Genomic DNA, 21,065 nt, shown 5'->3' with positions numbered 1-21,065 from the left:
TTGAGGCTTTTTATTACCATCTGATTAAAGCTGAACCCCAAGTAAAGCCACTACCAAAGGCAGCCAGACAAATTAAGTCTCCATCCTTTACTCGCCCAGTTTCCCATGCCTCGCAAAGGGCTATTGGAATAGAAGCTGCCGTAGTATTGCCATATTTTTGGATATTGTTCATTACTTTATCTTCCGAAAGACCCATCTGTTGACGGACGTATTCTGAAATTCTTAAATTAGCTTGATGCGGTACTAATAAATCTATCTCGTTTGGTTGAAGTCCGTTTTTATCTAAGGCCTCACGAATTACTTCTGGAAAACGCACAATGGCGTGCTTGAAAACAGCATTGCCGTTCATGATAACATCACCTGAGTTTTTATCATTTATTAGATTGTCAAAGAATCTGCCACCACTGCTACTACTGCTTGGTTCTTTTACATATAAATCCTCGGCATATCTGCCATCAGCGTGTAAATGCGTTGAAAGTATTCTATGGTTTTCATCCTCTGTGGCTTGTAATACTACCGCACCCGCTCCATCACCAAAAATTACTGCCACACCTCTGCCTTCGTTAGTTGGGTTCAAGAAAGTAGATTGTACCTCAGCACCAATCACTAAGATGTTTTTATACATCCCCGAGCGAATGAATTGATCAGCAGTCGATAAGGCATAAATAAAACCAGAACATTGGTCGCGTATATCTAATACCCCCACACTTTGTATCCCTAATTCTCTTTGCATCACAAATCCAGGGCCTGGGAAATAATAATCGGGCGTGATGGTAGCATACACGATAAAATCAATCTCTTCTGGCGTAATTCCAGCCCGTTCTATGGCTATTTTGGCCGCTTCAGTGGCCATTGAAGCATTGGTATCTTTGCCAGCTGTAAAATATCTACGTTCTTTAATGCCAGTACGTTCGGTAATCCAAGCGTCGGAAGTATCCATTAAAGTTTCTAAATATTGATTGCTGATAATATTTTCAGGTACGTAATGTCCGATACCTACGATTCTTGAGTAAATCATAAACAAATTTTTAAATGCAAGGCAAAATTATGAATTTTCGTGAAAATGTTAGATTATTTCCAGAAAATGAATTGATGTTTTAATAAAAGCAAATATGATGCCCAACAAAAAAGTGTCACCTAAGTTTTCCTTAAATGACACTCTGTTATAAAAGTCTAAACAAGAATTATACTGAAAAACTTTCGCCACATCCACAAGTACGGGTAGCATTCGGGTTTTTGAATTGAAAACCTTTACCGTTCAAGCCGTCTGAAAAGTCAAGTTCTGTACCTGCTAAGTATAAAATCGATTTTTTATCAACCATAATTTTTACTCCTTTGTCTTCAAACACCATATCAGTTGTTTGTGGTTGAGATGCAAAATCAAGATTATACATTAATCCAGAACACCCTCCGCCTTCCACAGCAACTCTAACGTTAAAGTCGCTCGTAAGTCCTTCTTTCTGACGCAATTCTATGATTTTGTTGGCTGCTATTTCTGTGATGGTTACCATATCTTTATGAAAATTATATCCTATTTTAATCTTTATAACGGCAAAGTTAATCGGAAAGTTCATAGAAAGCATGCTGTATTGAATCCAATATTGAGATAAAATACAATTTATTTCAAAGGCAAATGTACTTCTGCCATCATACAACGAGCAGACCCTCCGCCATTTCCTTCTATCATCGATAAGTCAAAATGGTGAATGGTGGTGTAATCTTCGAGTGTAGCAATTTGCTTAGGCGTTAATGAATAATAAGCTGCGTCAGACATTACTAAGATTTTATCACCTTGTACGCTCCTTATTTCCAACATATTACCAGCGAAGTTGTTCATCTGTTCCAACGATATTTCTATGATTCTTTTACCATGTTGCTCCAAGGCATTTCGTAAAGTAAGTCGTTCATCTAAATTTTTGACAGCATCTAAACACACCACCGAAAACATATCGCCTACGCACATCAATACATTGGTATGATAAATCTGTTTTCCATTTCCATCTACTGCTTCAAAAGCTACTACTTGATAATTCGTTTTAACACTAAATTCTGATAATACATCCTGATTGGTTCTCGGTGAAATACAGGCATAAGCAATCTTATTCTTGCGGTCGAGTACCATTGAACCTGTTCCCTCTAAGAATTTATCGTCCTCTTCAAAAGAAGATAAATCGATTCTTTTGTTTACATAAAATTTCTCTTGAAGGCTATCAATAATATCGTCTCTGCGTTCTAAACGCCTGTTTTCAGCCTGCATGGGATACAAAATAACCGTACCGTCGCTATGAAATGAAATCCAATTATTAGGAAAAATAGAATCAGGCGTATGCGGGGTTGTGGTATCCTCCACAACAATGATATCTACACCAGCTTTTCGGAGCTGTGCCACCATTTCGTCAAATTCTTTCAGGGCAATTGCTTGTGAAGTTGCTTGTGTTTCTTTGCCAAAAGCTTGGTTTTGAAAAGCATTGGATGTGGCAGTTTGTTCATTAAAACCAAAACGAACAGGACGAATCATTAAAATATGAGCAGTAGTCTGATTTTGCATGGCTTAATAAATTTACGATGATAGTTCACTTCTTAAAATAGGCATCGACATACAATGCGAGCCACCCCTTGCTCTAGATAACTCAGCCGATGGAAGCATAATAAAGGTATTTTGAACCGTTTCGGGCAAACGCTTTCCTGATTCAAAATCATTTAATAAATCCTCCATTTTGATGGTTTCAAACCCCATTTCTCTGAAAGCCTCAAGGGTTTTATCATTCCTATCATAGCCAATGACTACCCCTTCTTTCACAGCAAGTAAATTACAAGAGTCTGTCCATTGTTCTCGGGCACCAAAAGGAAATTCATTATTACCAGAATAGATAAACTTCACATCTAATGGCTGAACACCAAGGTCGTAAATAGAAATTTCGGTTAATAATTCCTCTAAGCTAGCTATTTCACGAGGTTCATGTGCCTCTCCACGACGGAACTGAACAATATGTACTTGTTCAGCTTTTTTTGAGGGTAGTAAACCTGCTTTAATCAACACCTCATCTTCTGCTTGAAGTTGTGGTTTTGCCAACGAACCCAACAATACCCACATATTGCGTTTTACTTGCGTAAAAACCGTATCAATGTGCATATAATCACGTTTGTTCGGAATCTTTACCAACGTGATTTTATCTACTATTTTCTTTTCAAACAGAATTTTAATGACTTGTTTGGCTGCATTTACAGTCGTTCTTTCTGAGATACCAATCAATAAATGGTTTTTTGCGACCATCATTACATCGCCACCTTCTAGCGTCGTTTGGGCTTCGTTGGCTTCGTATTCTGGTAACAAGAAAAGCGTTTCGTTATCGGGTATTTCGATAAGATTTTTACGAACATTTTCAAAAATAGGATGATTGAAAAAGATATATTGAACCAGTAAGGCCTCGCGGGTACGCGCTTGTTTTTTAGGACGATTCAGTAAAATATGATTGTTGATGGTAATGCCAATATCACGTGTAAAAATAAAATTAGGAATAGGTGGGAAAAGCATTTCTCCAGATGGCGTACTACCCGAAATCAACGTTTTTGCTAATTCGATAGGAGGGAGGTTGTAAAGCTCATCATGCGTACTATACCATTCTTTCTCTATCGCACAGGCCGCCGCTACCAGTTTCATCCTTACTAAATTGTCCTCTAAAATATCCGATAATAATTTTTGAAGTTCTATTACTTTATCTGAATTGAAATAATCGGGATGGTCGGGTTTGAAGAAATTACGGTCTTTATCTGCATCAATAGTAGCTAACTTTCCTTTGATTTTATCAGGGTCAAGAAAATAGAGGAGGGTTTTTACATAAAAATCATATTCCTGACGACGCATCGTATCTAAATGCACAATGTCTTCAAAAAGCCAGTCTTGTGCTTTTGAAGGGACAACTTTCCCTAAACCGCTGTCTGGACTATGAATGAGCAATCGCCTAAGTGTGCCTACTTCAGAAGAAACTTGGATGAGATTTTCCATAAAAAAATGATTAATAAAATCTGATTTCTCGCAAGTACTTATAATTTTTCAGCAATGTCAAGCCTGTTTTGAAAGGTAATTTTGAAAACATACCCTATTGAATTTAAACCCTGTTTTTAATCAATAATTTTTTTAGAAAATAATATGGGTTTTGAAGCCTTCATCTTGATTTTAAAGTTCATCTTGAGATTTTATTCTTAATAAGAGGCTAAAAATATAGTATTAACCAAACTTTTTTCAATTACTTAGAGTTGTTCTAAATAAAGTGTAGTATTTAAAAAATACAATATTTAATTTTGTATCGTGATTGGGAAAATTGTGTTTGATTTCTCCATTTAGGAATTATTCAACTAACTAAACAATTGTATCCCATCAATCAAGGTTTAGAAATTAATAGATAAAATGCTCAAAATAGACAATTTACAGGCGAAAATTGGGGAAAAGCAAATCCTCAGAGGAATTAATCTTGAAGTTAAAGCGGGAGAAGTACACGCAATCATGGGACCAAACGGTTCTGGTAAAAGTACTTTAGCTTCAGTATTAGCAGGACGCGAAGATTACGAAGTAACTGCTGGAAGCGTAGATTTTAACGGAACAGATTTATTAGAATTAGCAGCTGAAGAACGTGCAGCAGAAGGTGTTTTCTTGGCTTTCCAATATCCAGTTGAAATCCCTGGGGTTTCAACAACCAACTTTTTGAAAACGGCTGTTAACGAAATTCGTAAATATCGTGGTGAAGAACCAATGGATGCCGTGCAGTTTTTAAAGATGTTCAAACAGAAAATGGCTTATGTAAATATTGACCAATCTTTGTTGAACCGTGCTTTGAACGAAGGTTTTTCAGGTGGTGAGAAAAAGAAAAATGAAATTTTCCAAATGGCGGTACTTGAACCTAAATTAGCCATTTTGGATGAAACAGATTCAGGACTTGATATTGATGCACTTCGTATCGTAGCAGAAGGAGTAAACAAATTGAAATCTCCAGACAATGCTGTTATCGTAGTTACACACTATCAGCGTTTGTTAGATTATATCGTTCCTGATTTTGTTCACGTATTATACAAAGGACGTATCGTGAAGTCTGGTACTAAAGAATTAGCTTTAGAACTAGAAGAAAGAGGTTACGACTGGATTAAGGCAGAAGTAGATGCTGAAGAATTGGGTGAAACAATCGCTTAATTGAGTAGAGATTTTTATTGCGTATTGGGCAACTGATACTGCATCAATATCAATTATTAACATGGATAATAAAGATTCATTAAAGGCTCAATTGATTTCAGACTTTCAGACTATTGAAGGACGCATGAATGGAGAAGCAAAATCTCCTGTTCATCAAGTTCGTCAAGAAGCTTTGAAAACGTTTGAAACCTTGGGTTTTCCGACGATAAAACACGAAGAATGGAAGTATTCTAATGTCAAAAACTTGATTAACCAAGTGTTTGAATTTAATGCTCCTTCTGATTTTTCAGCGCAAGATGTAGCGGATTCTTCTATTCCTAATCTTGAAGGTAATATACTTTATTTTGTAAATGGTGTTTACAATGCCGAACTTTCGTCAATTGTAAGTCCAAGTTCAGAATTACAAATTTTAACTTTTGCAGAAGCTGTTAAACAAGAGCCTGCATTAGTAGAACAGTATTTTAATAAATATTCTGACTCAGCAAGCAATGCTTTCACGGCATTGAATACTGCCTTTGCTCACAACGGAATTTTTGTGCATGTTCCTGCTAATAAAGTAGTAGAACAACCAGTCATTTTAAGATTCATTGCTGATGCTCGCAATGTAAATGTAGCATCACAACCAAGAAATTTGATTGTTGTTGGCAAACGTTCACAAGTACAAATTGCAGAGGCTTATCGTTCATTGGGTGATAATTCTTCGTTTACAAATGCTGTAACTGAATTTGTGGTAGAAGAAGAAGCAAACGTTCATTACTACAAAGTTCAGAACGAATCTGATAAAGCTTATCACATCGGTACTACATCGGTACTTCAAGCCGGTAAATCAGTTTTTACAGCCAATACAGTAACTGCCAATGGTGGTTTTGTACGTAATAACTTGAATATTAAAATTGATGGTGAATACGCTGAAGCAAATATGTTTGGCTTATACATTCCAAACAAAAAACAGCATATTGATAATCATACTGTTGTAGACCACGCTAAGCCAAATTCAGAATCGCACGAATTGTATAAAGGTATTTTGAAAGACAATTCAGTGGGCGTTTTCAATGGTAAAATATTTGTTCGAGAAGACGCACAGAAAACAAACGCTTTTCAATCTTGTAAAAACGTATTGATGTCTGAAAATGCTTCGATGAATACTAAGCCACAATTGGAAATCTGGGCTGATGATGTAAAATGTTCACATGGTACTACCACTGGTCAATTGAACGAAGATGCTTTGTTCTATATGCAAGCACGTGGTATTTCAAAAGATTCAGCAAGAGCATTATTGATGTTGGCTTTTGCTCAGGAAGTGATTGATAAAATGCAAATTCCTGCGATTAAAGAGTATTTACAGGAATTGATTATTGATAAGATTTATCAGGGATAATATACGCAGTAGAGCAGTATTTTACGACAACCTTGTTGATGTAAAATGCTAGAAAGATGATTTGCTAAAGCAAAAAAAGCACCATTGAAACCATGATAACGACCGATATTTTAGATATACAAAAAATAAGAGCTGATTTCCCTATTCTTGAACAAGAAATTAACGGAAAAAAATTGGTTTATTTTGATAACGCCGCTACTACGCAAAAGCCAACAGCCGTTATTGATGCCATTGCTCATTATTATAATTTTGATAATGCCAATATTCACAGAGGAATTCACACACTGGCGGAAAGAGCCACGCGTGACTTTGAAGCTTCTAGAGAAGCCGTTCGTGAATTTTTGGGTGCGTCTTCTACCGAAGAGATTATTTTTACGTCTGGTACTACCCAAGGAATCAATTTGGTAGCAAGTACTTTTGGTAGGAAATTTATCAAAGAAGGCGATGAAATTATTGTGTCGGGCATGGAACATCATTCCAACATTGTGCCTTGGCAGATGCTTTGTGAAGAAAAAGGAATAACGCTAAAAGTAATTCCTGTGACTGAACAAGGTGAATTGGATATGGAAGCCTATGAAAACTTACTTTCTGAGAAAGTAAAATTAGTAGCGGTAAACCATGTGTCTAATTCATTGGGAACAATCAATCCTGTAAAAGAAATTATTGCTTTAGCCCATGAATATGGTGCTAAAGTATTAATTGATGGCGCTCAGGCTACTTCACATTTTAACATAGATATGCAAGATTTGGATGCTGATTTTTATGCGTTTTCAGCGCATAAATTATACGGGCCAACTGGTATGGGCGCTTTATATGGCAAAAAAGAACTCTTGAATGCTATGCCTCCATACATGGGTGGTGGTGAAATGATAAAAGACGTTACCTTCGAAAAAACTACTTATAACGAATTGCCTTATAAGTTTGAAGCTGGTACGCCTAATATTGCGGATGTAGTAGCGTTAAAAACAGCATTAGAATATGCTAATGCGCTTGGAAGAGAGAACATCGCCGCACATGAAGATATGCTGTTGAGCTATGCTACTGAGCAATTATCTGAGATTGAAGGATTGAGAATCATTGGTCAAGCTAAGAAAAAAGTATCTGTATTGAGTTTTGTGATTGATGGAATACATCACCAAGACATCGGTGTATTGCTTGATAACCAAGGAATAGCCGTAAGAACGGGACATCACTGTACACAACCTTTGATGCAAAGATTTAATTTACTTGGAACTTCAAGAGCCTCTTTTGCCGTTTATAACACGATAGAGGAGATTGATAGACTAGTGGCAGGTATTCATCGAGTAAAGAAAATGTTATTGTAGTTTGTAAACGAGGATTAGCTGATTTACAAATTATTCAAAATAATTTATGACTATCAACGAAACACAAGAAGAAATCATTGATGAGTTTGCACTTTTTGACGATTGGGCAGATAAATACGAATACATCATTGATTTGGGTAAAAAGTTAAAAGGTTTGCCAGAAGAGCAAAAAACAGAAGATAATATCATCAAGGGTTGCCAAAGTAGGGTTTGGCTGAATGCTAAACTTGAAGATAATAAATTATTGTTTGAAGCAGATTCTGAAGCAATTATCGTAAAAGGGTTGGTGAATATGTTAATCAGAGTATTATCTGGCCATACTCCCGAAGAAATTACTGCTGCTAATTTGTATTTTATTGATAAAATTGGAATGACTTCGCATTTAGCTCAAACCCGTTCAAATGGGTTGGCTTCAATGGTAAAGCAAATGAAAAATTATGCTATTGCCTACGGATTGAAGGCTTAGTTTTTCAGAAAATAAATAGTAGAAATTCATAATCATTGATAGAAATCATGTCGGAAGTAGATTTAAAAGAAGAGGTAATCAGAGCATTAAAGGGCGTATATGACCCAGAAATTCCTGTGGATGTATATGAACTAGGATTGATTTACGATATTAAAATTTTTCCAGTAAACAATATTTATATTTTGATGACTTTAACATCACCTTCATGCCCATCGGCTGAAGCGATTCCTGTTGAAATCGAGCAGAAAATTCGTGAGATTGAAGGGGTAACAGATGTAAGTGTTGAATTAACTTTTGACCCCCCATATTCACAAGACATGATGTCTGAGTCGGCCAAATTGGAACTCGGTTTTATGTAATTGTGTTTTGAATCAGATTGCCCACTAATGATTAACAATCATTAGGTATATATTTTTATTACAAGACAAAATCATATTTGAAGTGTTTCTTTGAAGGACAATTTTCAAATTGACTATTTTTCAAATTTTCAAACTTTATATTATGTACCCAGAACATTTAGTAGCTCCAATGCGTGCTGACATCGTTGAAGGAGGATTCACAGAATTAAAATCAGCTACAGAAGTTGATCAAGTATTGGCTGAAAAAGGAACGACTTTGGTGTTTATCAATTCAGTTTGTGGTTGTTCAGCTCGTACTGCTCGTCCAGGTGTAAAAGAAGCTGTTTGGAACTCTGCTAAAAAACCAGAACATTTAGTGACTGTTTTTGCAGGTGTTGACCAAGAAGCAACTCAAAAAGTTCGTGAGTATCATTTACCTTATCCTCCATCTTCTCCATCAGTAGCATTGTTTAAAGATGGCGAATTGGTTCATTTTGTAGAACGTCATCACATCGAAGGTCGTTCAGCTGAAATGATTGCAGGACATTTGGAAATGGTTTTTGACGAATTTTGTGCATAGTATCAGATACTTTCCAACAAAAAAGCAGGCTTTCAACTATTGAAAGCCTGCTTTTTTGTTGATTAGCTGTTTATTTTTTGTATTGCTCAATAATCCTGAATATTGTTTTTTGCGTTTCTAAACTTTTGAAATATTCAAACATTAATTCATGCCCTTCATAGCTAAGTACCAAAGCTGTTTCTAAATAATTAAAGGCTTCTTGATATTTTCCGGCCTTAATTAAATAGATGGATGCTCTATAATACAATTCGGCTTCTTCGGGCATAATATCAATAGCAGATACCATTAGTTCAGCCGCTAAATCAAAATCACCTTGTTCATGAACCAATGCCGACCATTTAATCCATGCTTCTGGATTAATAGGCTCTAATTCAGCTGATTTTTGATAGGCTTCCATGCCAGAAGTGATATTCCCTAAGTTTGTTTCAGCATCAGCCAAAGCTAACCAGTAATAAGCGTTTTGGTCATCAAGGCTCAATGCTTTTTTGATAAAATGAATAGCCTCTATCCATCTCTTCATCTCGCACAAGCAAATGCCTACACCAAAATACCCATCATCCCATTCAGCATCAAGCTGGATAGCATATTTGTAATAGTGTATGGCTTCTGAAAATCGTTCTTGACGTTCAATACTAGCCCCTAAGCAACAATACACTTCGGGACTGATGTCTTCGTGTTCCAGACAATAACGATAATTCTCTTCTGCTTTTTGCCAATTGCTCAAATTCATGTACGAATTTCCTAGATTGAAATAAGCAGATGAAAATTTGTCATTGATTGCAATAGCATATTCATAAGCATCGGCTGCTTCTTCAAACTTTGCAAGCTTAGAATAAGCGATTCCGATATTGTACCAAGCATTTTCAGAGAATGGATCTGTATCAATAAACTGCTGATAGTAAGGTAGCGATTCTTCTAATTTACCAATCTCGTCCAAACTATTGGCTAGTTCATATAGCGCATTTTCATTCTTGATGTTGGCTTCAATAGCTTGCTTAAAAGCAGCTACAGCATTATGGTGTTTGCCCCAACTTTGATAAGCCAAGCCGATATGGAAATATACTTCGTCTCGCTCTTCGGCAATGTCCAAAATCTCAGTTAAGAGTTCTATGGCAGTTTGGTAATCACCTTTCAGGTTATAAATAGTACTCTTCAGGTAAATGGTATCGCTATCCGAAGGATTGAAAATCTCAGCTTGCGTTACTACTTCCAAGGCTTCATCATGCTTGCCTTGGTTGGCTAGTAATTCTGCCTTACAGAGCATCAATTCTAAGGAATATGGATATTGTTCAAGGGCAATGTCACAGGCTTGCATGGCATCTTCTATCTTACCTTCTTCCATATAATGCTCTACGATTTGCTCGTAAGTATCAAGGTCAAAGAAAGAATTCTCCCTACGTTTGAGCATAGACTCAAAACGCCTCACTGAATGCAGTGTCTCTTCTTGGCGGTCTTCAAAATCTTGTTCCATCATTTGATTGCAGGGGGTGAGGTGATGTTTATCAGTGGCTGGAAAAATATTTATCAACATTATTGATAAATGTTTTAGGTTATGCCAAACTCTCTTTATTGCTAAGATAATAAAAAAACTTTTAATTTACCAAAATTGAAATAGTAACATTCATCTCAGTTTCAATATTTAGCCAGCACGTATCCTAGGATAAATTTAGCTTTTTATAAAACATTTTTATGATACTTTCTAGCATTGTTACTACACTATTAATTAAACAACTATTTAGTATTATCTATGTATTTAGCTTTTAAAACAAAACAAATACGGTTTAAGGTTTCATCCAAGTCATTGAATTTCAAACCTAATTGATTTTTTACTTTATCATTGGCATAATAAAAGTGATGACTTGACGTCAAAACCGTTTCTTTCGTAATTAACGGAGCCTTTCCTGTAAAATAGCTTCTTACAGCTTCTACCCGCCAAATAATAGCAGTTAAAAATTTACTTATTAACTTTCTAGGAGGCTTTTTATTGAGTAATGTGGCTACTTTTTCAAAGAAATCTTTGTAGGAAACATAACCACTGTTTAAAATAAACCTTTCTCCAGAAACATCTGAAGTCATTAACTGAAAAATACTTTCTGTTACATCTACGATATCTACGTAATTGAGGGTACCTTTAGGATAAAAAGAATGTTCCTCATGCGCATATTTGAATAATTGCGTACTACTTTTACCCCAGTCGGCTTCTCCTAAAATCAGTGAAGGATTTACAATCACTGATGCCAAACCTTCCGAAAAACCACGCCAGACTTCCATCTCAGCCAAGTATTTAGATTTAGCATAATTAGAATTCAGCGGACTTTCTTCCCAAGTTGCTTTTTCATCAATCGTGATGATAGACTCATGCTTCGCTTCAACGGGTATTTTTCTGCCTAAAGCTGCTACTGAACTAACGAAACATATTTTTGCTACACCATGCGTAATACAACTATTCACAATATTGGCCGTACCTTCAATATTGGTTTTAAACATAATGTCGCGGTCTTTGGGTGCAAAAGATACAATAGCCGCCGCGTGTACAACCAAATCAACCTCTCGCATTAATTCATCCAAAAACATTACATCCAAAATATCACCATCTTTCCAAGTGATTTTAGAAGCTATTTCTTTGATGAGTGATAAGTCGCTTGTACTTCTTTTTAAGCCAATTACTTGATAGCCAGCTTCTAAGAATCGCTTAGCTACAAAACTACCCACCAAGCCAGTAATGCCAGTGATTAGGATATTTTTAGGTTCTTGAATCACAATAATTTTAACATAAAAACATTCATGTACATTTGTGTTACAAAGGTAAATCCAAATCATCAGAATCAATTACAAAGTGAAAAAGAAAGCGTTTATAGATTTAGGGACAAATACTTTTCAGCTACTGATTGTAGCCCAAGAAGGCAGTTCATACCAAAAAATACATGAAGATAGTTATGCTGCTAAAATTGGATTAGGAGGTATTTCATCAGGTATCATTACACCAGAAGGTATTGAAAGAGCCATCGTAGCGCTAAAGTACTTTCAAGAAAAACTAACACATGAAGAAGTAACGACTGAAAATATTTTTGCTACGGCTACTAGCGCAGTTCGTAATGCTAGGAATGGAGATGAATTTTGTAAAGAAATATTTACAGAAACTGGCATCAGCATCAATGTGATTTCTGGAGAAGAAGAGGCCGCCTTGATTTATGAAGGAGTAAAGTTAGGGACTCAAATTGGGAAGGAAACTTCCTTGATTATGGATATTGGCGGCGGTTCGGTTGAATTTATTATCTGTAACCATGATAGAGTTTTTTGGAAACAGAGTTTTGAAATAGGCGGACAAAGATTGATGGATAAGTTTTTCCTTTCAGACCCTATTACACCGCGTTCAGTACAATTATTGAAGCAATATTTAGAAGAAAAATTATTGCCATTAACCAATGCTGTGCATCAATACGCTCCGATTTGTGTCATTGGTTCAGCAGGGTCGTTTGAAACCCTCGTTGACTTATATTTTATGAAGACCTTTGGGCATTTGCCACCCCCAGAACAGGTTTCTTTTGAATTGCCTATTGCCGAATTTTACGATTCATTCTTGAAAATAGTTTCGGCTAATCATGCCGAAAGATTGGCGCTGCCTGGAATGATTGAGCTTCGCGTAGATATGATTGTCGTGGCAGTTTGTTTGATAGAGTTTGTATTAAAACGTTATGATATTCATCAAATAAAAGTATCGAACTTTGCGTTAAAGGAGGGAATACTGAGCAAACAGCTTGCACTTCACTAATTTTAAAGAAAAAATCTGAGACAGCTACCAGCTAATATACAGTTGTATAATGTTTTAATACTGAGAATTTTAGGTTTTTATAAGCTATCGAACAGCCAATAATTTTCAGATAAGGCATATCACATAAATCATTTTTTTTCGTTAAACTTGTTAAAAATTAATTAATCTCCAACATTTTTTTTCAACGATTCAAGCTCAAATTTTAAACTTGACTCTTCGTAATCCGTAAAAGCTATGCAGATCTTTCTAAGTATCCTATTACAAACTAACGTTATTTCTCCAGACTCTGTAACTACTTCGCTTGCTAATGGAGCGACAAAAGCTGACCAAGAAATGAATATTTTGAACCTCTTGGAAAAAGGAGGTTGGGTAATGATTCCAATTTTTATATTGTTTGCTATTGCCTTATTTTTATTTTTGGAAAGATATTTCTATATCCGTAAAACTGCCAAGCTTGATAATAACTTTTTGTTTTCAATCCGCGAAATGTTGTATGTAGGCAATGTACAAGGGGCTATTGCTTATTGTAAAAACTCACAATTCCCAATTGCAAGATTATTAGAAAAAGGATTGAACCGTTTAGGCTCGCCTATTCGTGATATAGAAACAGCCATTGAAAATACGGCAAGAGTAGAGATTTATAACATGGAAAAAAACCTTGGTTTTCTTTCAGCCATTGCTAAAATCGCTCCTATGTTTGGTTTCTTAGGTACTGTTTCAGGGATGATTCGTACTTTCCATAATATTTCAGTAGCCAACAAAATTGACATTAGCACGATTGCAAGTGGTATTTACGAGAAAATGGTTACTTCGGCAACAGGTTTGATGGTGGGTATTATCGCTTACTTTTTCTATACCATTCTTACTACGATGATTGATCGTGCTGTGAATAAAATGGAAGTTACAGCGATTGATTTCTTAGACATTTTGCATAAACCAGCATCAACTAAATAATTTTTAATGGCTGATTGCAAAAATTAAGCATTCATTCTTCATTGTTGAAAATATATGAATATAAGAAAACGTACTCGTGAACAATCTGAAGTAGAAACTGGCGCATTAGCAGATATACTTTTTTTCTTGATGATGTTCTTCTTGATGATTTCAACCTTGGCTAGTCCAGATGCCATCAAGTTGTTATTGCCAGAATCGTCAACCGCCCAACAAACGGCAACGAAAGAAAATATCAGATTGACAGTTGATGAAAACAACAATTATTTTGTAGATGATAACCCCGTTCCTTTTGAAGAACTGGAAACATACCTTGGTGACGAAGCCAAAAAGAAAGGCTCTGAAACCGTAATTTTAAGGATTGCCAAAGATAGAACAGTTCAGGATTTGACAAAAATCCATGATATTGTAGCACGCTTGAACCTTGGAATGGTAATGGCAACCGATAAGTTATAAATTAACCAACTTATTAAGAGACATTTATTGTACTAGATGATATTAATTAAAGGCTCAAAGCTGACAGCTTGCCCTATTTCACAATGAATTTTCTTATTATTTCCTTAAAATCAATAGCCGTTTACGTGTTTATCGTAGCGGCTATTCGTTTGTTTGGTAAAAAAGAACTTTCTCAATTATCCGTAATTGATTTAGTCTTTATCTTGCTAATTTCTAATGCCGTTCAAAATGCGATGGTCGGGGATGATACCTCGCTTTTAGGAGGCTTTGCCGCAGCAGGTGGCTTGTTTGTGATGAACTTTGTCTTGAAAAAAGTAATGTTCAAACACGAGGCTATCAGCAGATTAATTCAGGGTGAACCACTAATGTTAGTTTATCAGGGAAAGATAAAAGAAGAGTCTTTAGATAAGTCGGGGCTGTCTTTAGATGAACTGAATGCTGCTATTCGTGAACATGGTGTCGAACATATAGACAAGGTAGATTTAGCCATTTTAGAAGTAGATGGCAATATCAGTGTGTTATCAAACGACTATAAACATAAGACCTCTAAAAAAAGGAAAGGGCATAAAATGTTATCAAAAAATGAATGATATAGAGATTTTACTTCAACACATTTTTTACAATGATGATTTCATTAAGATATTAGCCTCTACTGGGGTAGGAGCTTTGATTGGTCTTGAACGAGAATATAGAAGTAAATCTGCTGGACTAAGAACTTTTACCTTGATTTCGGTAGGCTGTACCATTTTTACCATTTTATCGGAGAAAATGGGTATGGAAGCTTCACCCGACCGTATTGCGGCCAATGTGGTGACCGGGATAGGTTTTTTGGGAGCGGGAGTGATTTTTAAAATGGACGACCGTGTAAAAGGACTTACCACAGCAACAATTATCTGGGTAACGGCCTCTTTAGGCATGGCTATTGGTGACGGACATATCTTGTTGTCTTTTTTAGGAACGAGTGTCGTGTATGTGGTACTTGGACTTTTCGTGAAGTTAGAAGTCATCATGGAAAGATATGGTCGCACACACGCTTATCGAATCATTTGCGATTATACCCCTGATGCTTTTAATAGATTAGAAACTATTTTTGAAGATTGCGACCTTACCGCCAAAAGAGAAAAACAGATTATTCGGAACAATATTTTAATCAGTAATTGGTCTGTCAGAGGGCGTTCTACTAAGCACGCTAAGTTGGTAAAAAGGTTGATGGCTGATGCTTCGATTAAAGAACTGGAATTTTAATGTTACTGGTATCAACAAGTTTTATTGTTAATACCAGTAAGGAGATAATTAAATGATAGCATTGAGAATTAATACACCCACCAAGCCTACAACGGCAACGATACTTTCCATCATCGACCAAGACTTAATTGTATTTTTAATGCTCAAGTTGAAATATTCTTTAAATAGCCAGAAGCCAGGGTCATTAACGTGCGAGAACATCAAACTACCCACACCAATTGATAACACCATTAGATTAGGGTTTACACCTGATTGAGCCACCAAAGGGGCCATAATTCCCGCAGTTGTTAGTCCTGCTACGGTTGCAGAACCCAAACAAACCCTAATGATAGCTGCTACTAGCCAACCTAAAATCAATGGATTCAATGGCAATGTTTTTAGAATAATGGCAATTTCATTACTTACCCCACCATCTATCAAAATTTGCTTTAAAGCACCAGCTCCGCCAATAATCAGTACAATCATCGATACATCTTTTACGGCTTCTGTATAGATAAACATAATGGTCTTCATAGAAGTCCCCATTTTTCTACCCAAGGTAAAAGTGGCTACCAAAACCGAAATAAGCATTACGATAGAAGGGTCGGCAATAAATACACCGAATGCTTTCATTGATTCACTGCCTTGCCAGAAGGTAGATAGCAATGTTGTAGAGGCTAATAAGATTACTGGTAAAAGTGAAGTCAAAAAGCTATTCAAAGTACTTGGTAATTGATCTTCAGGAAGGGTTTTGCTTTGGAAAGTCTCTAAAGGTGTTGAAGGGATTTTTTTCAATGTCAAAGAGAAAATAGGCCCTGCAATAATAATCGTTGGAATGGCGATGATGATACCGTAAACCAAGGTAAGCCCCATATCTGCATTAAACTGAGCAACCAAGGCAGCAGGAGAGGGGTGTGGAGGTAAAAAGCCATGAGCAACCGATAATGAAGCTAACATCGGTAAACCAATATACACCGCAGGTAACTTATATTGATTAACCACAGAAAAGATTAAGGGAATCATCAATACAAAGCCTACATTATAAAATAGTGGAATCCCGATAATGAAGCCTGTACAAACCAACCCCCACTGAATATATTTTCTTCCGAAAATATTCATCATTACGGAAGCAATTTTCTGAGCGGCGCCACTTTCGGCAACAATTTTTCCTAACATTGCCCCTAAAGCAATGACCATAATCAATGAGCCTAGCATATCGCCCACACCTTTTTGTAAAGATTTTCCGATACTACTTAGTGGAATACCAGTTGTGATGCCTGCAATAATAGAAACAATTAAGAAAGCGAGAAAGGGGTTGAGTTTTCCCCAAGTAATGAGAAGTACCAAAAGTCCGATACACAAGAAAATAATAAATAATGTCATAGTTTGATTAATTGGATAAGATAAATAATAGTTTAAACCTAAACATTTGCCATGTATGGTTTATCCTTTTTTGAGATAATTTTTTTTAAATCAGTATTTGGTTATATTCTCACTTAGAAAATTAAAACTAAGACTCTTTTTTCCTTAAACGCCCTATGTAAGTAGGCTAAAACATTTTTATTAAAAAGGATATTTGCTGTTTTCTATACTTAGTGTTTTAAAGATATAACCTTTATGAATAAGGTAAATATAATTAAAACAAAATAATGAATTGTGAAAATTTTAAGATTGAGTAGTATTTTGAGTATAAAAAGGGTATTCAACTATTCGTTAATCAGGCAATTATTGCTTAAATAACTTGACATTTAAAGAAGTAAGTTTTATCTTTGCACCTCTATTACAAAAAAAGATTTTAAACAAACAAATAATATGCTGATTATCAATATTAAAGAAAACGAGTCAATCGACAAAGCGTTAAAAAGATTCAAGAAAAAATTTGAAAAAACTGGCGTTGTAAAGCAACTTCGTAAACGTGCGGCATTCGAAAAACCATCAGTTGGTCGTCGTACTGAAATCATTCGTGCTTCATACAAACAAAGAATGTACGGTAACGAAGAAGCATAGTTCATAGATTGATTTATTTCCAAATAACAGAAGTATTTTGTTATCAATTTAATCGTGAATTAAGCCGATAACCGTCAGCATTATAAAAAAGCGTCTGAATAAACAATGTTTATTCAGACGCTTTTGTTTTTAGGCTAGCTTTGTTGTAAATTATTCACTCAAAGTAGTCACTGACAAAGGATTGTTGTTAATCTATTAACCTCCCAAAAAATCGATGCCAGAAATTATAGATTTTTTCATTAAATACATTCAGTTTGAAAAACGCAGTAGCGAACATACAGTTACGGCTTATAGAACAGATATGAAGCAGTTTACTGAATATTTAAGTAAATCTTATGATTTTCAGCATCCTCAATTGGCAGATTTTCAGATGATTCGCTCGTGGATTGTTTCATTGGCGGAGGCAAAAGTGGAGAACCGTTCAATCAATAGAAAGATAGCTACACTCAGAACATTCTACAAATTTCTTTTGCAGAAGAAAGTCATCGAAAAAGACCCCATGTTTAAGGTTTCAGCCATGAAAACCCAGAAAACAATTCCTTCTTTTGTCCGTGAAACAGAATTAGATACATTGCTGGATGATGTGGACTTTACAGAAGATTTTGCTGGTGTACGTGATAAACTGGTTTTAGAGCTATTGTATGGCACAGGAATGCGTTTGTCAGAAATGATTGATTTAAAAGAGCGAGATATTGATTTTTATAATCGAACCCTAACAGTATTGGGAAAGCGGAACAAGCAAAGGATAATACCGATTAATCAGCAATTGGTATCGTTGATACAAGCTTATCAATCGTATAAAAATTCAGAATGTTTAGGCAATGATTTTTTGATTGTAACCGATAAAGGGGAACAGAGTTATCCTGTGATGATTCAGCGGATTACAAAGAAGTATTTGTCATTAGTAACAACACTTGCCAAGAAGTCACCACACATTTTACGACATTCCTATGCTACGCACCTGTTGAATAATGGTGCAGATTTGAATGCTATTAAGGATTTATTGGGACATTCGTCACTTTCAGCTACGCAAGTGTATACACATAATTCAATGGAGAAAATCAAGAAGATTTACGAGCAAGCACATCCAAAGGCATAATGGAGTGATTAGATAATAAGTGATTGATGATTAGTAAAAATCAATCTTTTATAATGTTACCCCTTGTTCTTTAAGGTAATTTCCGATGTTGAAAAGGTGTCCGTCTAATAATTCAACGTCTTTATTCCAATCTCTAACAATCCAATCTTCATCTTTGGTAGCGATAACTACTTTCTGTGTTTTGGTAAAAATCCAGATTACTTTTTCTGTGCCAAACTCTAAAAGTTTATTGGTTTTTGTAAAAGTATAATCAAAGTCTTTTTCATCAGAAAGGTCAATTCTGATATCTATTTCCAATACGACTTTAGGACATACATCAGCATATTTTAAATTTATTTCTTTAGATGTTAAAACATCCTTTTCAAAAATACTGATATCGGTAGAAAGGTTATTAGATTTTTCGAGATGTAAGCCTGACTCATTTGTTAAGAATATATATTGATTATCGTCTAAAAAACGATAACATATTTTTAATAAGTAAAAGATAATAAAACCTTGTAGAGTACTACTGCCCATAATATCTTCAATTTTTTTCTTTTTGGATAGAACTTCTTTGTAGCCTTTATAATAGAGTTTTCGCCCGTCTATAATTTCATAAACGAGTGCTTCTGGAATCTCTTTAGGCTTGCGTACGCGCGCTATTTTTTGAGGGATTTTATCTGCTATGACCATAAATAGCAATTTGTTTAATTAATGCAATTTAAAAAGACTTAACAATTTTGCCAAGTCTTTTTATCGTTACTTATTTATAATCTTCTTCGTCATCATCAAATTTGAACTTGTCCAAATCGAATAGAGAATCTGTCAAATCTTTAAATTGAAGTCCTTTTTCAAGGTTCTTTTTAGAAATAATAGAAAACTCTGATAGTCCGTGGAGTACAAATTCCATCATGAATAGTTTTTCTCTGCCTTGCATGGCTGGATATACTTTTTCGATAAGTTCATCCAAACCTTCTATCGTGCGTAAACGAGCTGAATAGTCTTTGTCAGAGCAATCGTTTAAAATATCCATGACATTGCCATCCATAAACCAATCAATAATTGGTTTATAAGGGTTTTTGCCAGCTTTATCTTTAGCGGCTTTCTTGATTTTCTCAGGGTCGGGGAAAAAATTTAGGAATTGTGTTCTGATAGCTTTTCCAATCAGGTTTTGTGCTACAATTACTGGTCCTTCTACTTCGCCTTCATATACCAATTCAACTTTACCACAAACAGCTGGAATAACACCAACCAAATCGGCTACACGTACATAAGTTTTGTCTTCATCATTCAGCAATGCACGTCTTTCGGCAGCAGAAATCAAGTTTTCATAAGCAGAAATCGTCATACGTGCTGAAACCCCTGATTTAGCATCAACGAATTCAGACGAACGAGCTTCAATGGCAATTTGCTCAATCAAATCGTCCATGATATGATTAGTCGTTACTAATTCCTCTTGCTCGCCTTTTAATTTTGCTTCTTGTAACGTAATCTTTTTGCCAATTTCCAACGTTTTTGGATAATGGGTAACAATCTGAGAGTCAATACGGTCTTTCAGTGGCGTTACAATCGAACCACGGTTGGTATAATCTTCTGGATTAGCCGTAAATACAAACTGTAAATCAAGTGGTAACCGAATTTTGAAACCACGGATTTGAATATCACCTTCTTGTAAAATATTAAAAAGCGATACCTGAATACGAGGTTGTAAATCAGGCAATTCGTTAATTACAAAAATACAACGATGTGAACGTGGAATTAGCCCAAAATGGACTACTCTTTCATCAGAATAAGGCAAACGCAACGTTGCGGCTTTGATTGGGTCGGCATCTCCAATCAAATCGGCCACCGATACATCTGGCGTAGCTAATTTTTCTGTATAACGGTCACTTCTGTGCATCCAAGAAACAGGTGTTAAATCACCATGTTCTTCGATTAAATCTTTCGCAAAACGAGAAAGTGGCTGTAAAGGGTCGTCATTTAGCTCCGAACCTTTTACTACAGGAATATACTCGTCTAATAAATTCACCATCAATCTAGCAATACGTGTTTTGGCTTGTCCACGTAAACCCAATAAATTAATATGGTGTTGTGAAAGTATAGCTCTTTCAATATCAGGAATCACGGTATCTTCATAGCCCCAGATTCCTTCAAAAACATTCTCTTTATTTTTAATTTTAACGATTAAGTTATCCCTTAATTCATCTTTTATTGATTTTGGTTGGTAGCCTGATGCTTTTAATTGACCGAGTGTGTGGATATTTAACAGTGCTGTTGATTCGATTGTTTTGTATGACATTATGCT

At 35.6% G+C, this 21,065-nt stretch carries 22 protein-coding genes; 13 read left to right on the top strand and 9 right to left on the bottom strand.

Features of this window, described 5'->3' with window-relative positions; genetic code table 11:
• Positions 1–13: 13 nt before the first annotated feature.
• The 4 genes from AC07N0_RS11885 to AC07N0_RS11870 form a co-directional block, all read right to left on the bottom strand.
• Positions 14–1,018: a beta-ketoacyl-ACP synthase III gene (locus AC07N0_RS11885; protein ID WP_494589333.1), complete on the bottom strand. Its 1,005-nt coding sequence runs from the start codon at positions 1,016–1,018 to the stop codon at positions 14–16.
• A 166-nt stretch (positions 1,019–1,184) separates the two neighbouring features.
• Complete coding sequence (locus AC07N0_RS11880; protein ID WP_184131079.1) at positions 1,185–1,511, bottom strand: HesB/IscA family protein; 327 nt, start codon at positions 1,509–1,511, stop codon at positions 1,185–1,187.
• A gap of 107 nt (positions 1,512–1,618) precedes the next feature.
• Positions 1,619–2,548 (bottom strand): citrulline utilization hydrolase CtlX, encoded by a 930-nt coding sequence (gene ctlX, locus AC07N0_RS11875; RefSeq protein ID WP_494589332.1) that lies wholly within the window; start codon positions 2,546–2,548, stop codon positions 1,619–1,621.
• A gap of 12 nt (positions 2,549–2,560) precedes the next feature.
• Positions 2,561–4,006 (bottom strand): arginine deiminase family protein, encoded by a 1,446-nt coding sequence (locus AC07N0_RS11870; RefSeq protein WP_494589331.1) that lies wholly within the window; start codon positions 4,004–4,006, stop codon positions 2,561–2,563.
• A 402-nt stretch (positions 4,007–4,408) separates the two neighbouring features.
• On the opposite strand from AC07N0_RS11870, the gene sufC reads away from it, so the two are divergent.
• The 6 genes from sufC to AC07N0_RS11840 all read left to right on the top strand — a co-directional run bounded on the left by sufC (position 4,409) and on the right by AC07N0_RS11840 (position 9,272).
• Entirely contained in the window at positions 4,409–5,185 is a 777-nt protein-coding gene (sufC, locus tag AC07N0_RS11865; protein WP_309920269.1) for a Fe-S cluster assembly ATPase SufC, read from the top strand.
• A 61-nt stretch (positions 5,186–5,246) separates the two neighbouring features.
• Positions 5,247–6,563 (top strand): Fe-S cluster assembly protein SufD, encoded by a 1,317-nt coding sequence (gene sufD, locus AC07N0_RS11860; RefSeq protein ID WP_494589330.1) that lies wholly within the window; start codon positions 5,247–5,249, stop codon positions 6,561–6,563.
• A 92-nt stretch (positions 6,564–6,655) separates the two neighbouring features.
• Positions 6,656–7,888 (top strand): SufS family cysteine desulfurase, encoded by a 1,233-nt coding sequence (locus AC07N0_RS11855; protein ID WP_494589329.1) that lies wholly within the window; start codon positions 6,656–6,658, stop codon positions 7,886–7,888.
• 46 nt (positions 7,889–7,934) lie between these two features.
• Positions 7,935–8,354: a SufE family protein gene (locus AC07N0_RS11850; RefSeq protein WP_494589328.1), complete on the top strand. Its 420-nt coding sequence runs from the start codon at positions 7,935–7,937 to the stop codon at positions 8,352–8,354.
• Between the two features lie 47 nt (positions 8,355–8,401).
• Positions 8,402–8,713, top strand: a complete 312-nt coding sequence (locus AC07N0_RS11845; RefSeq protein WP_309920258.1) for a DUF59 domain-containing protein — start codon at positions 8,402–8,404, stop codon at positions 8,711–8,713.
• A 142-nt stretch (positions 8,714–8,855) separates the two neighbouring features.
• The gene (locus tag AC07N0_RS11840) at positions 8,856–9,272 is read left to right on the top strand and encodes a BrxA/BrxB family bacilliredoxin (RefSeq protein WP_309920256.1); all 417 of its coding nucleotides are present in this window, start codon (positions 8,856–8,858) and stop codon (positions 9,270–9,272) included.
• A 70-nt stretch (positions 9,273–9,342) separates the two neighbouring features.
• On the opposite strand, the gene AC07N0_RS11835 is transcribed toward AC07N0_RS11840, so the two are convergent.
• Together AC07N0_RS11835 and AC07N0_RS11830 are read right to left on the bottom strand one after the other, a co-directional pair.
• The gene (locus AC07N0_RS11835; RefSeq protein WP_309994609.1) at positions 9,343–10,746 is read right to left on the bottom strand and encodes a tetratricopeptide repeat protein; all 1,404 of its coding nucleotides are present in this window, start codon (positions 10,744–10,746) and stop codon (positions 9,343–9,345) included.
• Positions 10,747–11,003: 257 nt separating this feature from the next.
• Positions 11,004–12,032 carry an SDR family NAD(P)-dependent oxidoreductase gene (locus AC07N0_RS11830; RefSeq protein ID WP_494589327.1) on the bottom strand — a complete coding sequence of 343 codons (1,029 nt, stop codon included), beginning with the start codon at positions 12,030–12,032 and terminating at the stop codon, positions 11,004–11,006.
• A 76-nt stretch (positions 12,033–12,108) separates the two neighbouring features.
• Here AC07N0_RS11830 and AC07N0_RS11825 point away from each other — a divergent pair, with 76 nt between their 5' ends.
• From AC07N0_RS11825 to AC07N0_RS11805, 5 genes are all read left to right on the top strand, one after another.
• Positions 12,109–13,044: a Ppx/GppA phosphatase family protein gene (locus tag AC07N0_RS11825; RefSeq protein WP_494589326.1), complete on the top strand. Its 936-nt coding sequence runs from the start codon at positions 12,109–12,111 to the stop codon at positions 13,042–13,044.
• 234 nt (positions 13,045–13,278) lie between these two features.
• Positions 13,279–13,998 carry a MotA/TolQ/ExbB proton channel family protein gene (locus AC07N0_RS11820; protein WP_309920246.1) on the top strand — a complete coding sequence of 240 codons (720 nt, stop codon included), beginning with the start codon at positions 13,279–13,281 and terminating at the stop codon, positions 13,996–13,998.
• Between the two features lie 54 nt (positions 13,999–14,052).
• Positions 14,053–14,451, top strand: coding sequence for an ExbD/TolR family protein (locus AC07N0_RS11815; protein ID WP_309920244.1), 399 nt, complete (start codon positions 14,053–14,055; stop codon positions 14,449–14,451).
• Positions 14,452–14,534: 83 nt separating this feature from the next.
• On the top strand, positions 14,535–15,041 hold the full coding sequence (locus tag AC07N0_RS11810) for a DUF421 domain-containing protein (RefSeq protein ID WP_494589325.1): 507 nt from the start codon (positions 14,535–14,537) through the stop codon (positions 15,039–15,041).
• Entirely contained in the window at positions 15,034–15,696 is a 663-nt protein-coding gene (locus AC07N0_RS11805) for an MgtC/SapB family protein (protein ID WP_494589324.1), read from the top strand. Before AC07N0_RS11810 ends, AC07N0_RS11805 begins: the two co-directional genes overlap by 8 nt.
• 48 nt (positions 15,697–15,744) lie before the next feature.
• On the opposite strand, the gene AC07N0_RS11800 is transcribed toward AC07N0_RS11805, so the two are convergent.
• Positions 15,745–17,058 carry a gluconate:H+ symporter gene (locus AC07N0_RS11800; protein ID WP_494589323.1) on the bottom strand — a complete coding sequence of 438 codons (1,314 nt, stop codon included), beginning with the start codon at positions 17,056–17,058 and terminating at the stop codon, positions 15,745–15,747.
• Positions 17,059–17,487: 429 nt separating this feature from the next.
• On the opposite strand from AC07N0_RS11800, the gene rpsU reads away from it, so the two are divergent.
• Complete coding sequence (gene rpsU / locus AC07N0_RS11795; RefSeq protein WP_309920232.1) at positions 17,488–17,682, top strand: 30S ribosomal protein S21; 195 nt, start codon at positions 17,488–17,490, stop codon at positions 17,680–17,682.
• 214 nt (positions 17,683–17,896) lie between these two features.
• A complete protein-coding gene (locus AC07N0_RS11790; RefSeq protein WP_494589322.1) occupies positions 17,897–18,781 on the top strand; it encodes a phage lytic cycle repressor MrpR family protein in 885 nt (294 codons plus the stop codon).
• Positions 18,782–18,829: 48 nt separating this feature from the next.
• Here the strand turns inward: AC07N0_RS11790 and AC07N0_RS11785 are convergent, their stop codons facing one another.
• Positions 18,830–19,453, bottom strand: coding sequence for a Uma2 family endonuclease (locus AC07N0_RS11785; RefSeq protein ID WP_494589321.1), 624 nt, complete (start codon positions 19,451–19,453; stop codon positions 18,830–18,832).
• Between the two features lie 70 nt (positions 19,454–19,523).
• The gene (locus AC07N0_RS11780; RefSeq protein WP_494589320.1) at positions 19,524–21,059 is read right to left on the bottom strand and encodes a P-loop NTPase family protein; all 1,536 of its coding nucleotides are present in this window, start codon (positions 21,057–21,059) and stop codon (positions 19,524–19,526) included.
• Between the last annotated feature and the right edge of the window lie 6 nt (positions 21,060–21,065).

This window comes from Arcicella sp. GW821-FHT09D11 (assembly GCF_059416265.1).
The sequence above is the reverse complement of the archived record's forward strand: the minus strand, read 5'-3'. Positions and strand labels throughout refer to the sequence as shown.

Bases quoted from the DNA above. Each gene is read 5' to 3' on its own strand.
- AC07N0_RS11885 (WP_494589333.1), bottom strand. From the start codon at position 1,018: ATGATTTACTCAAGAATCGTAGGTATCGGACATTACGTACCTGAAAAT.
- AC07N0_RS11880 (WP_184131079.1), bottom strand. From the start codon at position 1,511: ATGGTAACCATCACAGAAATAGCAGCCAACAAAATCATAGAATTGCGT.
- ctlX (WP_494589332.1), bottom strand. From the start codon at position 2,548: ATGCAAAATCAGACTACTGCTCATATTTTAATGATTCGTCCTGTTCGT.
- AC07N0_RS11870 (WP_494589331.1), bottom strand. From the start codon at position 4,006: ATGGAAAATCTCATCCAAGTTTCTTCTGAAGTAGGCACACTTAGGCGA.
- sufC (WP_309920269.1), top strand. From the start codon at position 4,409: ATGCTCAAAATAGACAATTTACAGGCGAAAATTGGGGAAAAGCAAATC.
- sufD (WP_494589330.1), top strand. From the start codon at position 5,247: ATGGATAATAAAGATTCATTAAAGGCTCAATTGATTTCAGACTTTCAG.
- AC07N0_RS11855 (WP_494589329.1), top strand. From the start codon at position 6,656: ATGATAACGACCGATATTTTAGATATACAAAAAATAAGAGCTGATTTC.
- AC07N0_RS11850 (WP_494589328.1), top strand. From the start codon at position 7,935: ATGACTATCAACGAAACACAAGAAGAAATCATTGATGAGTTTGCACTT.
- AC07N0_RS11845 (WP_309920258.1), top strand. From the start codon at position 8,402: ATGTCGGAAGTAGATTTAAAAGAAGAGGTAATCAGAGCATTAAAGGGC.
- AC07N0_RS11840 (WP_309920256.1), top strand. From the start codon at position 8,856: ATGTACCCAGAACATTTAGTAGCTCCAATGCGTGCTGACATCGTTGAA.
- AC07N0_RS11835 (WP_309994609.1), bottom strand. From the start codon at position 10,746: ATGATGGAACAAGATTTTGAAGACCGCCAAGAAGAGACACTGCATTCA.
- AC07N0_RS11820 (WP_309920246.1), top strand. From the start codon at position 13,279: ATGCAGATCTTTCTAAGTATCCTATTACAAACTAACGTTATTTCTCCA.
- AC07N0_RS11815 (WP_309920244.1), top strand. From the start codon at position 14,053: ATGAATATAAGAAAACGTACTCGTGAACAATCTGAAGTAGAAACTGGC.
- AC07N0_RS11810 (WP_494589325.1), top strand. From the start codon at position 14,535: ATGAATTTTCTTATTATTTCCTTAAAATCAATAGCCGTTTACGTGTTT.
- AC07N0_RS11805 (WP_494589324.1), top strand. From the start codon at position 15,034: ATGAATGATATAGAGATTTTACTTCAACACATTTTTTACAATGATGAT.
- AC07N0_RS11800 (WP_494589323.1), bottom strand. From the start codon at position 17,058: ATGACATTATTTATTATTTTCTTGTGTATCGGACTTTTGGTACTTCTC.
- rpsU (WP_309920232.1), top strand. From the start codon at position 17,488: ATGCTGATTATCAATATTAAAGAAAACGAGTCAATCGACAAAGCGTTA.
- AC07N0_RS11790 (WP_494589322.1), top strand. From the start codon at position 17,897: ATGCCAGAAATTATAGATTTTTTCATTAAATACATTCAGTTTGAAAAA.
- AC07N0_RS11785 (WP_494589321.1), bottom strand. From the start codon at position 19,453: ATGGTCATAGCAGATAAAATCCCTCAAAAAATAGCGCGCGTACGCAAG.
- AC07N0_RS11780 (WP_494589320.1), bottom strand. From the start codon at position 21,059: ATGTCATACAAAACAATCGAATCAACAGCACTGTTAAATATCCACACA.